The 15,797-nt window shown below is 37.1% G+C and carries 10 protein-coding genes and 2 pseudogenes; 10 read left to right on the top strand and 2 right to left on the bottom strand.

Translation table 11 applies throughout. From position 1 onward, the window contains the following. A pseudogene (locus ACFILU_RS05855) lies at positions 1 to 220 on the bottom strand (Arm DNA-binding domain-containing protein); the annotation flags it as partial. Between the two features lie 682 nt (positions 221 to 902). Between ACFILU_RS05855 and ACFILU_RS05860 the strand changes: the two are divergent. From ACFILU_RS05860 to ACFILU_RS05870, 3 genes are all read left to right on the top strand, one after another. After that, a complete protein-coding gene (locus ACFILU_RS05860; RefSeq protein ID WP_375675155.1) occupies positions 903 to 2,693 on the top strand; it encodes an outer membrane beta-barrel protein in 1,791 nt (596 codons plus the stop codon). Between the two features lie 248 nt (positions 2,694 to 2,941). Then, entirely contained in the window at positions 2,942 to 5,857 is a 2,916-nt protein-coding gene (gene ileS / locus ACFILU_RS05865; protein ID WP_375675157.1) for an isoleucine--tRNA ligase, read from the top strand. 177 nt (positions 5,858 to 6,034) lie between these two features. Then, on the top strand, positions 6,035 to 6,526 hold the full coding sequence (locus tag ACFILU_RS05870) for a hypothetical protein (protein WP_375675159.1): 492 nt from the start codon (positions 6,035 to 6,037) through the stop codon (positions 6,524 to 6,526). A 644-nt stretch (positions 6,527 to 7,170) separates the two neighbouring features. Here ACFILU_RS05870 and ACFILU_RS05875 read toward each other — a convergent pair. Next, positions 7,171 to 7,617, bottom strand: coding sequence for a nucleoside deaminase (locus tag ACFILU_RS05875; RefSeq protein WP_273790416.1), 447 nt, complete (start codon positions 7,615 to 7,617; stop codon positions 7,171 to 7,173). Positions 7,618 to 7,887: 270 nt separating this feature from the next. Here ACFILU_RS05875 and ACFILU_RS05880 point away from each other — a divergent pair, with 270 nt between their 5' ends. From ACFILU_RS05880 to ACFILU_RS05910, 7 genes and pseudogenes are all read left to right on the top strand, one after another. Next, positions 7,888 to 9,288 carry a pseudouridine synthase gene (locus ACFILU_RS05880; protein WP_375675161.1) on the top strand — a complete coding sequence of 467 codons (1,401 nt, stop codon included), beginning with the start codon at positions 7,888 to 7,890 and terminating at the stop codon, positions 9,286 to 9,288. After that, positions 9,269 to 9,835, top strand: coding sequence for a 16S rRNA (guanine(966)-N(2))-methyltransferase RsmD (rsmD, locus tag ACFILU_RS05885; protein WP_375675163.1), 567 nt, complete (start codon positions 9,269 to 9,271; stop codon positions 9,833 to 9,835). Before ACFILU_RS05880 ends, rsmD begins: the two co-directional genes overlap by 20 nt. A 543-nt stretch (positions 9,836 to 10,378) precedes the next feature. Further along, positions 10,379 to 10,840 (top strand): hypothetical protein, encoded by a 462-nt coding sequence (locus ACFILU_RS05890; RefSeq protein WP_375675165.1) that lies wholly within the window; start codon positions 10,379 to 10,381, stop codon positions 10,838 to 10,840. 1,463 nt (positions 10,841 to 12,303) lie between these two features. Next, entirely contained in the window at positions 12,304 to 13,635 is a 1,332-nt protein-coding gene (locus tag ACFILU_RS05895; protein ID WP_375675166.1) for a TldD/PmbA family protein, read from the top strand. Next, a complete protein-coding gene (locus ACFILU_RS05900; RefSeq protein ID WP_273790422.1) occupies positions 13,622 to 14,428 on the top strand; it encodes a 3'(2'),5'-bisphosphate nucleotidase CysQ in 807 nt (268 codons plus the stop codon). The genes ACFILU_RS05895 and ACFILU_RS05900 overlap by 14 nt, the downstream gene beginning before the upstream one ends. A gap of 46 nt (positions 14,429 to 14,474) precedes the next feature. Beyond that, on the top strand, positions 14,475 to 14,720 hold the full coding sequence (locus ACFILU_RS05905) for a DUF4170 domain-containing protein (protein ID WP_375675167.1): 246 nt from the start codon (positions 14,475 to 14,477) through the stop codon (positions 14,718 to 14,720). Positions 14,721 to 14,982: 262 nt separating this feature from the next. Next, positions 14,983 to 15,260, top strand: a pseudogene (locus tag ACFILU_RS05910) (hypothetical protein); the annotation flags it as partial. Between the last annotated feature and the right edge of the window lie 537 nt (positions 15,261 to 15,797).

The following is a 15,797-nucleotide window of genomic DNA, read 5'->3' on the forward strand; positions in this document are numbered from 1 at the left end:
AGAACGCCACCCAGTTGCCAATTCACGAGCTTGTTTTAAAGAAACATCTCGCAACGCTCCCAAGCCCATTTCACGACGCCGACCATGAATGGTACAACGGTAAATCCATTGAGCACCTCCATCTTTACGCTTATGAAGTAACAAGCCGGCACCATCATTATATTTGCCAGCTCGTGGGTGTTGCGACAGTCCTTGCATTAAGACGGTTCATAAGAGCCATTTTTAGTCCTTTCTTCTATAGTTTTTACCCATACGCCAGCCCCGCTTGTGATGTGCAAGCAAGCGGTTTTGATTGATTCAAGATAAACAGATTTAAAATGAGAGAATCCTACAGTATTAGTTTTTTCATTCAATATGAAAACAATAAGTTATCCTTATAAATCAATGTGATGTAGCAGGATGAAGATGTTTATGCAAAGAATCTAAAAGTTTTTTTTGCAAGTGTTTGAATAAGTCCTTTGTTTTTCTGAATTTTAGATACAAAATACTATTGCTAAAGTACTAAAAGTAGATCATGCTGGTAAATAGATGAGACTTTGATGGCGCTTGGTTTTAAAAAAGGCAATATTTGATTTCACTGTTTGCGCTGGCATTGATTTTGCAATAACAGATAATAGTTTATTGTATGCAGAATACTGTTATTTAGATTTTGATAAAAAGAAATTTATAAAGAATATTATCATTAACAGTTATGCGAAACTTTAATGAAAATGAATCCAACTTTAATACACATAATTTTAGTGTGATTTAGTTTACAAATGCTCATTGAATGCAAAATTAAAAGTTTAAGAAGCCTTATTTTCAAAAATTCTTTATTTTTTTGTGAGTGTGTCATTTTTGCTACAGATCTTTCAAAAAAGATGCTCTATATACATTTCATTTTGGATATTTGGAGAGATTTTATGAATACAAAACGTTTAATAACAGCGTCTATTTTTTCTTTAATTTCAGCGTCTACAGCACTAGCTGCTGATGTTATAATTCCTCATCAGCCAGCATCATCGACTTCTTCTACCATTATCACGCCTACTTTTTCATGGACAGGTCTTTATTTAGGTGTTCAAGCGGGTGGTTTTTCGAGCAAAGCTGATATGGCTCTTGTTGGTCAAGAAAATAGTTTACCACTGGATAAAGAGTTCTCTCCTAAACTTTCAGGTTTTGCAGGTGGTTTTTATGCAGGTTCTAATATTGATCTCGGTGACAACTTTATTTTTGGCATCGATACGGATTTAATGATATCTGGAAAAAAACACACAAAGACCATTACCATAGGTGCAGCTGATAACACTACAGTAGAAAATGCAGTCGTAAGATCTCGCAGATCCGCAGAAGGTGTAACCACAGCAGGAGTGTCACCAGTAGCAGGACCCCTAACGTCAAATACACCAATACAATCAACTGTCCAAGCGCAATCTACGCGGGAAAATTTAAGTCAACAACCAAATCCAGGCGTAAGCCAATCAGGGAAAACAGCAACAACTGGCAATCCTAATTCTACAACAGTACAAGAAACAGTGAAAGTGGAAGGAAAAACATTAGGAGTTTCAAACCCAACATCAGCATCGTTAGCTGGACAACGAGGGCCCTCTGAGCCAGTGACAAACCCACAAACAGGCGCAGAAACAGCAACAATTTCTACATCTAGACAACCCTCCTCCAGCACAGAGACAAGAACACTGGTCCAGTCAGGGCTTTCGTTAGGAAGATCAGATACAGGAAAACAATTATCAAGAGTTGAGACAAAAAGAGCAGATGCGCCTGAAAAATCTGCAGAAACAACATCTATATTAGCGGGATCTTCACAAGTACAATCCATCTCAGCCACACCAGCAGTACAGTCAGCGGTGGCGGTACCTGCAAAATCAGTTGTAACAAAACTAACATTCTCTACCCCATCAACGGGAACAGAAGCAAGTCAGCCAGCAGCAAAAGCACCTGCATCGGTACAACCTGCATCACAACCATCAGCAGTAGAAAGAACAGTATCGAGCGGAGGGACACTTATACTCGCGAGATCAGGGTCATCCTCTGAATCAGCAAAAGCTTCTAATGGAACAAGCGGAGCCCAACACGGGAATCATCATGGTGCCCATGGTAGCGGAAGTGCTAATTCGCGTGGTGCATCTCATGCAGGTGGGCATGGCTTTGGCGCTCATGCGCATGGTGCTAATCCACATGCTTCTAGTTCTCATGGTGGACAGAATATGGCTGGACACGGTGCACAAAGTACACAAGTGGTGGATAAGAACGATTCCAGTGTGTATGGTATAGAACAAATAAAAAAGATGGCTTCTGAACTTGGTCTTGATCAAGAGTATGAAGTTGAAACGTTAAGTCATACTTTCAAACAAAATTGGGGTGGTGCTACACGGGTACGTATTGGTTTTGCTGCTGATCGCTTTATGCCTTATCTTGCTGGTGGTATTGCTTATGGGCAATTCCAAGACACTGTATCAATATCCGTTAAGGATGAGGATGGAAGAGTCGTTTCTTCTAAGAACTTAGCTGATGAAACAAAAACCATGATTGGTTACACACTTGGTGGTGGCGTTGATTTCTCGCTTCTGGATAATGTGATTGTACGTGCAGAATATCGTTACTCTGATTTTGGTAAAAAGAAATTTGCAAAGGAAAAACTTGAAGTTAACTACAAAACCAATGATTTCCGTGTTGGTGTAGCTTATAAATTCTAATTTTTTAAAGAGTAAATTTCTAAGAGGCTCCACTGACAGTGGAGCCTTTATTTTTTAAAAGATCACTTTTTGGTTTCTTTTCTTGTGAATTTCATGATAAAGCCCATAGAGTGTGATGATATATTTTCCTGATCGCTGCTTAATACGAATGATAAGCTCGGCTTTCCCTATAGATAAAAACCAGAGTTGCAGGGTTCAGGGAAGTTATGCAAAAATGAAATCGTAAAAGTGGACAGGGATATTTCACAATGGCTGTGAAAAATGAAACAATAGATTATTCAAAAACTCTTTATCTCCCACAGACAAATTTTCCTATGCGTGCAGGGCTTCCGCAAAAAGAGCTTGAATTGATGGCGCGTTGGGAAGATATGGGGCTTTATGCGCAATTGCGCCAACAAGCAAAAGATCGTCCATTTTATATTCTTCATGATGGTCCACCTTATGCAAATGGTCATATTCATATCGGGCATGCTTTAAATAAAGTTCTAAAGGATGTGGTTGTCCGTTCATTCCAAATGCGCGGTTTTAATGCAAATTATGTACCTGGTTGGGATTGCCATGGGCTTCCAATTGAATGGAAAATTGAAGAAAAATATCGAGCACAAGGAAGAAATAAGGATGAGGTACCTCTTAACGAGTTTCGTCAAGAATGCCGTGAATTTGCACAGCATTGGGTAACCGTTCAAAGTGAAGAATTTAAACGCCTTGGTGTTGTGGGAGATTTTAACACGCCTTATACTACAATGGCTTTTCATGCAGAAGCACGCATTGCCAGTGAATTGATAAAATTTGCTATGTCAGATCAGATTTATCGTGGTTCCAAGCCAGTGATGTGGTCTGTTGTGGAGCGTACGGCCTTGGCAGAGGCTGAGATTGAATATCATGATCATGAATCAGAGGTGCTTTGGGTTAAGTTTCCTGTTTTTGAAGCAAATTCTGATGATTTATATGGTGCTCATGTCGTCATTTGGACAACAACACCGTGGACAATTCCAAGCAATCGTGCAGTGAGTTATTCTTCGCAAATTTCTTATAGTATTTACGAAGTTGAAAGTGCTGAAAATGATTTTGGTCCTCAAGTGGGAGAAAAGCTTCTTTTTGCAGACGCTTTAGCGATGAGTTGTGGAGAAAAAGCCAAACTTGTTTTGAAGCGTTTACGTGTTATTTCTGCTGAGGAATTGAAAGCTCTTGTTCTTTCTCATCCACTCAAAGGTTTAGCTGGAGGGTATAATTATAAAATTCCATTGCTTGATGGTTCACACGTAACAGAGAGCGCTGGTACAGGTTTTGTCCATACAGCACCAAGCCATGGGCGTGAGGACTTTGAAATTTGGAATGATTATAAGTCCTTACTGGAGCAAGCGGGGATTGATTCATCTATACCGTTTCCTGTTGATGATGCAGGGTTCTATACGAAAGATGTTCCAGGTTTAGGACCAGATCGTGAAGGAGGACCTGCACGTGTTATTGATGATAATGGAAAAATGGGTGACGCCAATAAAGAGGTCATTAACGCTTTAATTAAAGCAGATCGATTGTTTGCACGGGGGCGTTTAAAGCATTCCTATCCCCATAGTTGGCGTTCAAAAAAACCCGTTATTTTTCGCAATACACCACAATGGTTTATTTCAATGGATAAAGATTTTGGGGATGGTTCAACTTTACGTAGTCGGGCTTTGGAAGCTGTTTCAAAAACGCGTTTTGTGCCATCTTCTGGACAAAACCGCCTAGCTTCTATGATAGAGGATCGTCCTGATTGGGTTCTTTCTCGTCAGCGTTCTTGGGGGGTTCCTATTTGTATTTTTGCGAATGAGGATGGTGTTATTCTAAAAGATGAAGGTGTGAACGAGCGTATTTTACGGGCTTTTGAAGCAGAAGGGGCAGATGCATGGTTTGCTGAAGGAGCACGTGAACGTTTTTTAGGTGAGCGTGCACATGAGCCTTGGGTACAGGTTTATGATATTTTGGATGTTTGGTTTGATTCTGGAGCAAGCCATAGCTTTGTGTTAGAAGATCGGGCTGATTTGAAATGGCCTGCTGATGTTTATTTTGAAGGTTCAGATCAACATCGCGGATGGTTCCAATCTTCTCTTTTGGAAAGCTGTGGTACGCGTGCTTGTTCTCCCTATAAAGCCGTGATCACACACGGTTTTACTTTGGATGAGAATGGTAAGAAAATGTCTAAATCTTTAGGCAATACGGTTGTTCCGCAAGAGATCATTAAAACATCTGGAGCTGATATTTTTCGTCTCTGGGTTATGACAACCGATTATTGGGAAGATCAGCGTTTAGGCAAAAAAATTCTTCAAACAAATGTGGATTCATATCGTAAACTACGCAATGCAATTCGTTGGATGCTAGGAACTTTAGCACATGATGATGGGGAAGAAATATCTTATGGTGCACTGCCGGATCTTGAAAAGTTTATATTGCATAGGCTTTTTGAACTTGATCAGTTGATTAATCGCGCTTACGACGAATTTGATTTTAAAAAGATTATGCGTGCATTATTGGATTTTTCAATCATTGAGTTATCGGCATTTTATTTTGATATCCGCAAGGATTCTCTTTATTGTGATGCGCCTTCATCAAAAAAACGCAAGGCCTCCTTGCAGGTTGTCCGTGAGATTTTTGAGCGTATGGTAACATGGCTTTCTCCAATGTTGCCTTTTACTATGGAGGAAGCTTGGTTAGAGCGTTATCCAGAAAGCCAATCGGTGCATTTGGAACAATTTCGCTCTGTACCAGAAGAATGGCAAAACCAATCTTTGGCTGAGCGTTGGAAAAAAATTCGGCAGGTCCGTAAAGTTGTGACAGGTGCTTTAGAGCTTGAACGTGCTAATAAGCGTATTGGATCCTCTTTGGAAGCTGCGCCTATTGTTTTTATTTCCAATCTGGTTTTACGAGAGGCATTAGAAAATGTGGATATGGCGGAGATCTGTATTACCAGTGCACTCACAATTAGGCAGGACACGATACCTTCCGATGCTTTTACTTTGAATGATGTTGAAGGTGTTGGTGTATATCCAGAGAAGGCATTAGGAAAAAAATGTGCTCGATCATGGCGTTATACACAAGATGTTGGGAGTGATCCAGCTTATCCGGATGTATCTGCTCGCGATGCAGCTGCTTTGCGGGAACTACAGATTCTTGGTAAGATTTAAAATTTTAAATCAAGGGAAAGGAGTACAAGTATATTTCTCATATTGATGAATATAGTTTTTTGTGGTACAGGGTAAATTCCGTTGTTTTTTCTGCAGGGGGGAAATTTGTGTATGGACCGTTCTCTCATAAATAACGGGAATATTAATCAGCCATATACTTAGGAAATGGAATAGGCAGTGAGAAAACGTGAAATAAAAATATTTCCAATAGGAATTTTAGGGATGTGCTTTGTTCTAACGGGATGTAATTTATCCGCTCCTACCTATGGTACTAATAAACCGGTTTCGATACAGTTTTTTGAAGATGTTGCTAATATTACTTCATTAACACCAACAAATAATAGCAGCCAGATTGTTATGAAACCTCATCCAAAACTTGTAATACCAAGCCCTAGTTCACGCAGATTTTTGCCGGTACCACAACAAGATAGATCTGTCAATGAAATGGCAGCATCGAAGAAGAATCAAGGAAATACTCCTTTTCCTCACAAAGGATCGTCAGTTAATGGCGCTGGTTCAGAAAACTCTTCACAGTTGAATGCGAAGCAACGACAGGAATATTTACGTCGTCAGAGAGCACAAGTTGGAAGTTCAAAGTACCGTCGCTATCTCACTGAACCACCTTTAAGTTATCGCCAACCGGCAAAAACTGCACCTATTGGTCGATAAGGGAAAGACAAAATATTTAAAGTAAAGTATTTTTCCAATTACTTATGATACTAAGCTCTCATTCATGCACAGTTATAATGCTGTTGGAGGAGGGGTGTTATTCTCATGAAATAGCAATATGACAACAGCATCGAGAGAGTCCTTCATGCGTTTCCTAACAAGAAATATTTCTCAAGTTCATTTTGCAACATCGTTCATGTGGATAGTATAACGTAAAATCTATTGTGCTCCACTATCTTGATGCTTAGGAAGGAGAAAGCTGATACCATCATTTTATTTTCCAGACTCTAGTTGCGACAATTCTTGCATTTGAGAGCCTTCATAAGAGACATTTTTAGTCTTTTCTACAACGTTCTTTATCCAGACGATAATCCCGCTTATGATGTGCAAAAAAGTGATTTTTATTGCTTCAATGTAATTTGAAAGATAGTATATCTACGATATGTTGGAATTTATATTTTATTATACAAAATAATGAATTATTCTTATGAATGAATGTATCATCTAATAGAAGCAATATGCAGGATTAAAAGAGAGAAAAATGCTTTGAAATAGCTTTTACTATATATGTCAGAAGAATTAATAGTCTTTTTGAGAAGTAGGATAGTTTTTTAAGAGTGAAAGTTATGGAAGAAGAATTGTTTTTAGTATCGCTTTTGTACAAAAAAATCTTTAAGTAATTGAGCAGCTTCTTTTTCTTTAAAACCAGAATAAATCTCAGGTTTGTGATGACAGGTTGGTTGCTGATAAAAACGTGGACCATTTTCTATAGCCCCCCCTTTGGGATCATTTGTTGCGTAATAGAGACGACGTATGCGTGCAAATGAAATGGCAGCAGCACACATAGCACAAGGCTCAAGTGTTACATAAAGATCGCAATCAGGAAGCCTTTCGTTTTGCAATGTTTCGCAAGCCATACGGATTGCGCGTATTTCTGCGTGTCCTGTAGGGTCATATGCAGATTTTATAAAGTTACCAGCGCGTGCAATGATAGCTTTTCCACGTGTAATGACAGCACCTACGGGAACTTCATCTTTTTTTGCAGCCTCTTGTGCTTCTAAAAGGGCTATTTCCATGGGCGTCAAAGTCATAATATTCTTTCTACTGAAGGTATAGAAAATTTAAAGGTTATCTCGATAAGGAATGCTATAGAATGAATAATTTATTACGCTTTTATAATGAAAAGAATACCTCTATTTTTTTTAAGAGTTTAAAACAAACTTGCAAGTCGGCAGATACATTATTGTCGTTAAAGGATAGAAAATGATAAATGATTATGCTACTTCATTTTTCAGGATAAGCGGTATGGTGCATGTGAATAATTTTCTGAACATACTTGCAAAGATTGGTTTGAAACGCAAATGAATGAAAATAATGAGAGTGAACGAATTGCTAAAAGGTTAGCGCGTGCTGGTATTGCTTCGCGTCGAGATGCAGAAATGATGATTGTTGCAGGTCGTATTTCTGTGAATGGTAAAGTCGTGACAACGCCTGCTTTTAATGTTAGCCGCTCTGATGTTATTAAAGTTGATGGCAAACCTTTACCTCCTATAGAACGAACGCGTTTATGGCTTTACCATAAGCCAGCAGGTCTTGTCACCACGAACCGTGATCCTGAAGGCAGACCTACAGTATTTAGTAATTTACCAAAAGGAATGCCGCGTGTTCTTTCTGTTGGAAGGCTTGACATTAACACGGAAGGGCTTTTGCTTTTAACCAATGATGGTGGCTTAGCGCGTGTATTAGAGCTTCCTGTAACGGGGTGGGTCCGCAAATATCGCGTCCGTGCTCATGGAAGAGTAAAACAGAGTGCGCTGGATAACCTTAAAAATGGTATTGCGATTAATGGTATTTTTTATGGTTCGATTGAAGCATCAATTGAACGCGAACAAGGGTCGAATGTATGGCTTTCTGTCGCTTTACGAGAAGGAAAAAATCGTGAAATAAAGAATGTTTTAGGGGCATTTGGATTATCAGTTAATCGATTAATACGTGTATCTTATGGTCCATTTCATCTCTCTGATTTAGAAGAAGGAGCCGTGCAAGAGTTAAAAGGGCGGATGTTACGAGATCAGTTGGGTGAGCGTTTGATTATGCAAGCCAATGCAGATTTTGATGCTCCTATTCTGAAACCCTTTTCAAATTCTGCAGTTGTTGCAGAAAAGCAAAGCCAGAAAGATCTTTCTGTTGCAAATGATGGTTGGGTTTTCTCAAGTGAAAGGGCGATACGACGCCGACCAAGAGATGGTTCTGTTGAATATAGTCGCGCACGATTAAGTACAAAGTCTCATGAGAATGTAAAGAAGGAGAAAAGTGAAGAAGGAAAAGCAGAGCGTTTTCTACCGCGTTCTCGCCGTGCTAATGTTTGGATGGCTCCTGGTGCACGTCCGCAAAGTGCACGTAGAAAGCCTTCCTATAGTGAGGAGAAATCGCATGATCATAAGAGCGATTTGGATGGTAGAAAGTCCTTTCATCGAGGCAAGGAAAAACTAAAAGAAAGTCCATCACACAAAGAGAAGAGGGGAAGTTTTGTTCAAAAACGTGGCAAAACATCTTATGACGAGACGCATCCCTTTGGTAAGAAAGATCGCTTTTTAAAGGATAAAGAGAAAATGATAAAAGGTGATCATGATGAACATTCTTTTGAGAGAAAGAAAAAGGTAAAATCGTTTGGTGGTGCTATGAAAAAATCTAAACCACATAGGGACGCTGCAAAAACTTCTAAGCGATTTGGAGGTCCACGTGCGGATCATAGGAGGTAAATTTGCTGGGCGTGTTTTGTTTTCGCCTGTTAATCAGTCGATTCGCCCAACGAGTGATCGTACACGTGAAAGCCTTTTTAATATTCTTTCTAGCCGTGAAGAAGAGTTTTGGACCAATAAACGCATTCTTGATCTTTTTGCTGGTACTGGTGCTTTAGGCATCGAAGCACTTTCGCGTGGAGCAAAGGCGGCTGTTTTTGTTGAAAACTCGGTTGAGGGGCGTGGGTTGCTTCAAAAAAATATAGAAGCCTTTGAATTGCAGTCGATAGGACGAATTTTGCGTCGTGATGCGACCAAACTTGGCAATATTGGCACAATGCTTCCATTTGATGTTATCTGTGCTGATCCTCCCTATAGCCGTTGTTTAGGTGAACGTGCTTTCGTAGAAGCTTTGCGAAGGGGGTGGGCAAAAGCTGATACACTCTTCATACTTGAAGAAAAGAAAGATACAATGATTCATTTACCTGATGTCTTTTATTTAGATGATGAGCGGTTTTATGGTGAGACAGCAATACGTCTCTATAAATTACGATCGCTTACATCTTGAGAAAGTTCTTGTTTTTATCCGATAGGATGAAAAAATGCTTCTTCACAGTTTTCTTCATTTTATATGGTTTTTAAAAGGTTAAGCAGAAAATCAATAAAAGATTCTAATGTTAAAGGAATTGATGAATTTTGATTAGCTTTAATACAGAAGGATGTTTTTTCTCCAATAGGATATATATTCCTCGATAATAGTTATGATCTTTTTTGTCTAATTTCTTTCTGCCATACCTTAATCATCACATTTCATCAGCAGTTGAAAGCTTTAAGCTATGCAGTCTGCATTGATATCTTATATGATGCGTAACTTCTATTTTTGCTATTGTCTAAACTTAAAAAAGATATTTTGTTTAGTATTGAAAATATTGTTCATTTATCCTGAATATTTGTGTGTTTAGTTTAGTAATATCGCTTGTTGAGTTAATCATTACATATTAAGTAAATCTGAGAGTATTAAGTATCTTATCGTTGTGCAGCTTTAAGGATACTTTTTTATATTATTCTTTATCACTAAAGATAAGTAATTTGTAAAAAAGGGGAGATTATCGTGTTTAATTGGATATATAGTGAAGAGATTAATACAGAAGCAAGTGCTGAGCAAATTTGGGCTATATGGGAAGATGTGGCATCATGGCCTTGCTGGGATAGTGAACTTGAGTGGGTAGAACTTTCTGGTCCTTTCAAAGAAGGCGCTATAGGACGCATGAAACCTAAAAAGGGACCTACAGTAACTTTTACACTTGATAAAGTTATAAAAAATGTTTGTTTTTCTGATTATGCTAAACTTCCTTTTACACGTATGAGTTTTAATCATGAATATATTTGTTCAAAAAAATCTGATTCTTCAAATAACAAAATTCGCCATACTGTAACCATGTCTGGTTTACTTTCTCCTTTCTTTGGAATGATTATTGGGTCAAAAATTAAGTTACATCTTCGGGATGCAATGATTGAAATGAGCAGACGTGCTCTTACTGAAAACAAGCATCTTGTAGGGGGGCATTTATAAAGAAGTTAATACCTTTAAAAAGGTGCAGAAATTATAACTTATTATTAGAATGGAATCAGTTATGAGTATACGGCAAACCGATGAGCTACGGCGCATTTTTTAGTTAGCTGTTGAAATCGAGTCAAATCATCTGAGAAAATTAATTTTGCACCAAAAATCTTATGAAATTCATTGAATTTTTTATATATAAAATCTTATAAGGTGCGCATTTTTACTGAAAATAAAAAAAGTATAGAATCTTATTTCTACTCTTGTGAATCTGTAGGTTGATATTGTCATGATATTTGCCAGTTTCTAATGTTGCGATAGTTTTTGATTTGAGAGCATTCATAAAAGACATTTTTGACTCCTTCTTAAATAGTTTTTATTAATATTACATCTATTCATGATGTGAGAGCAAATAGTTGTGATTTCCTCAACATAAATAAGTTTAAAATGGAGAAGATTTAATGATATTTGATTCTTTTATGCAAATTACAAAACGATCAATTATGATTATAAATCAAAGTGTTTTTTTGATTAAAAGCTGATCACTTTTCTAGAGAGTGCAGTTCTAAAAGGCTTTAGATGATAAAATAAAACCTCCCTTAATTTTCGTAAAAATTAATCTCGTATCGTTGTATGTATTTGGTTTAAATGTTTAAAAAGCGATTTTTAAAAATGCGCACAGATATCCCAGTTTCTGCAAATATTTTTGTTTCAGGAAAAAGAAGTCTATTAAGTTATATCTGTTTAGTAACAAAATAACCAGTTAAGGATGAGGCATAAAAAAGATGAGATGCTCTTGATTAGACGCATTAGAAACGAGAGAGAATATTATGATTATAACTTATTTCTGATAAATATAAAAAATGAGTTCTTTGTAATATCACGCCTATGAAAATAAAGAAGCTTATGACTGCTCATTTTGTTGAAGCAAGAACGCAAGAAAATTTTTTTATTCCGTTTATATTTTTTTGTTTACAAGATTGCCATCTTATTATGAGAGAGTTTATAGAAGCAAAGAAGTATACACAAATATAAAGCATTTTCTTGATTCTTGCTTGGAAGTTAAAGAATACTATAGGAATGAAGGAAGTTATTTGACTATCCAGAGGACATAAGGCTTGTGACTTAAGTCATTTTATGCTTTTCGAATTTTTGAGGATTTTGACTTAAATTCGAGTGTTATTGCTAGGTTTTTTGTTAATTGCCAAATTTTCAGTTGATTTGATTATCAGTACAGAATGGATTATCTAAAATGATAAGGGACAATGAGAAATCTTGAAACTAAAGAAATTTTACGACATATTGCGTCTTTTCATAAAGAAGCTAAAAAGGAAATTATTCGATGCATTAAAAGAAAAAAATGCATGAAATGTGCGTAATTTTATGAATAAACATACAAGAGTTATATTCTGATTTATATCAATTTGTCAGAATGCTTATCAATGTAAATAATAAAATATTTTAGGGAGTCTATGATGACTGACAAAAACCAGATTGAGAAAGCTGTTTCGCTGGTTGAAGCAGCAAAGCGTTCTGGGGCAGATGCTGCTGATGCTGTTATTGTTCATGCTCATTCTACCAGTGTATCAGTTCGTTTTGGGAAAGTTGAATCGACAGAAGCAGCAGAGAGCAATGATTTTACTCTAAGGGTTTTCGTTGGAAAAAAAGTAGCAAGTGTTTCTGCTAATTTAGCGTCTTATCCGCAAGAACTTGCGGAACGTGCTGTTGCGATGGCTAAAGCTTCTCCCGATAGTTTATTTGAAGGTTTGGCAGATAAAGAGTGTTTGGTTAAGTATCCTAAAGATCTTGATCTTTTTGATGATTTTGTACCCAGCAGTCATTTTTTAACAGAAGATGCTTTAAAAACGGAGGCAGCAGCTCTTGATGTTAAAGGTGTAAGCAATTCTGGTGGTGCTGCAACAGCTTATGGCCGTAGTGGGTTTATTCTTGTGACCAGCGATGGTTTTTGTGGAGCCTATCGCTCAAGTTGTTTTTCACGTTCTTGTAGTGCTCTTGCAGGTGAAGGAACACAGATGGAGCGGGATTATGATTATACAACAGCCTTACATTTTTCTGATTTAGAGGCAGCAGAAACTGTGGGAAAGAATGCAGGGCTTGGTGCAGTTCGACGTTTGGGTGCAGTTCGTGCGGCGACTGGGAGCGTTGATGTTATTTTTAATCCGCGTACGGCTCGTGGAATTGCAGGGCATATCGCATCTATGGTCAATGGAGCCTCTGTGGCTCGTAAAACGAGTCTTTTACAGAATTTCCTAGGCAAGGAAGTGATGAAGCCTAATGTTAATGTAACCGATCAACCTTTGCGATTACGTGGAAATGCTTCTCATCCTTTTGATGGAGAAGGGGTAGAGGGGCAAACACTCAATATTATTGAAAATGGTATTTTAAAAACTTGGCTTCTTTCATCGTCTACAGCACGTGAATTGGGACTTAAAACAAATGGACACGGTATACGTTCGGCATCATTAGTGCAGCCGACAAGTACAAATTTTGCTATTGAACCGGGTTTAGTATCGCCTTGCGATATGATAAAAGGTTTGCGAAATGGATTTTATGTGACTGAATTATTCGGTCATGGCATTGATTTTATTACTGGTCAGTATAGTCGTGGGGCTTCCGGTTTTTGGATTGAAAATGGTGAAATTGCTTATCCGGTAAGTGAAGTAACGCTAGGTTCTGATTTGCTTCATATGTTAGCACATTTAACACCTGCCAATGATATTGATCGGCGTTATAGTACAGCTGCTCCAACATTGTTAATTGAAGGGATGACACTTGCAGGAAAATAACACGCATCATTCTTCTGATTTAAATCTTTTGCGTGACGTTTGTCGAGAGGCAGGAGATTTAGCAATGCGGTATTTTGGATGCACGTTGGATGTCTGGATTAAAGAAGGTAATTCCCCGGTCAGTGAAGCAGATTTTGCTGTTGATCATTTCTTGAAAGAGAAGCTTCTAGGGGCACGTCCAAATTATGGATGGATTTCAGAAGAAACAAAAGATAATCGAGAAAAACAAGATTATTATGAGCGCTCTTTTGTTGTTGATCCTATTGATGGAACGCGTGGTTTTCTTTCTGGCAGTCCTTATTGGTGTATTTCGGTTGCCATTATTGAGAATGGGCGTCCTATTGTGGGCGTACTACAATGTCCGGCTCAAGGAGATGTTTATACAGCTGTAACGGGTGGAGGGGCAACATTAAATGGGATAAAACTTCCTCGTTTAGCCTTTCAGGTTCATCGAAAATATAAAATTTCACTTGATAAATCGCTCGCACAAAAATTACCAGATGATTTTCTCAATCAAGTCAGTCTTTACCATTATCTTCCTTCTCTTGCTTATCGTATTGTTCTTGTTGCTCAAGATGAAATTGATATCGTATTAGTTCGTCCAAATTGTCATGAATGGGATATTGCCGCTGCTGATCTTATTTTGCAGGAGTGTGGAGGGTGTTTTTTATCGCTTGATGCCTCTTTACTATCTTATGGAATTGAACCTTACCAATATGGACTTTTAATTGCTGGTAAAAATAATTGCTGTCAAGATATGATAGATGTTGTTCGTCAAACAAAGTTAGTTTAATCACGTAAAAGCATGCTAAAATAATCTAAATAATATAGAGGCACATATGACTGAAACCAACGAAAAAAAACAATATTTACATCTTGTATTTGGTGGGGAATTAAAAAATCTTAACAGTAATCAATTCAAGAATCCCGATGATTTAGATGTGGTTGGTATTTTCTCAGATTATCAATCGGCTAAAGAAGCATGGCAGGCAAAAGCACAAAGCAGTGTAGATAATGCATTACAACGTTATTACATTGTAGATTTGCATCAGTTTCTTGATGCTGAGTTAGGCGATGCAGAATAAAGCTTGAATATTTGGTTATTATAGCCTGTAGATTGGCTGCAAGCTTTTGTTTAGTCATCTTTTTCAGAGGTACTTTCTTCGGGTAAAATAGAACGTCGTAAAAAAGAATATGCTTGTTGTTTAAAATTCATATGTTTTCTTAAGGAAACATTTCTCAAGGCACCAAAGTCCATTTCATAATAGTGTTCGTGCAAGGTATAAAATCCATTGTTGCACCACCATCTTTACGCTTAATAAAAATGCAAGACAGTTCTATTAACCTATTTACAACAGCAATATTATCATGACGAGTGATCACTCGAAGTTTATGATTATATTGGGAATAGTCACTCTGCTCTTGAATGGGGTATGAGACATTAATGCATTAAGATTAATAAAAAGAGTAGCATTATTAATGATATCAATTACTACTTTGTTGAGGTTATTAGCACTCCCTACTTACTCCATTGTATTTTTTTCAACGAGTTATTACTGTAAGCTTAGAAGCCATGAAAGTCGTTAGAAACTTACCAAAATTAGAAACTTAGAGAAACTGAATAGATTTATGAAGTTAACTTACCTCATAAGGTTTTCTTGAGTACTCGTTTAAAACTACAATCTATAAGTTAATCATTTTGTGTTGATTACATACAATCTTAAAAGGATAATATATCATACGACCTTCTGAAAAGAGAGGATTTAAAATTTTGAAAACTCTTATTTAAATTGCTTTAAGACTTTTAAGAAATTCTCTCTTAAATAAGAAGTTCTCTATTAAAAAAGATTAGATTTTTCTGGATTACCTTTAAGAGATGATATCACAATTTAAAATGAGAACTCTATACCGTTCAAAAGCTTTTTAAGATTAGTTTTACATATTCATTTTATTGAAATGAAATAATAGAGATTGAGCTTCCTTTTAAACATATTTTATTTATTGTATTTATATTAGGTTGTAATGTCTATATGGATTATTTTTTGAAAAATTGACAATACCTAACATATGTAAAAATAAGTTTTTTCTCTAAAATACCAACGTGTACAATTCAAAGCCTCACTAAAATCATAAGAAGTATTTATTCAGTGAGCTGAAAAAAT

The sequence above is a fragment of the Bartonella sp. CL100XZDX genome, assembly GCF_042195375.1.
GTDB lineage: Bacteria > Pseudomonadota > Alphaproteobacteria > Rhizobiales > Rhizobiaceae > Bartonella.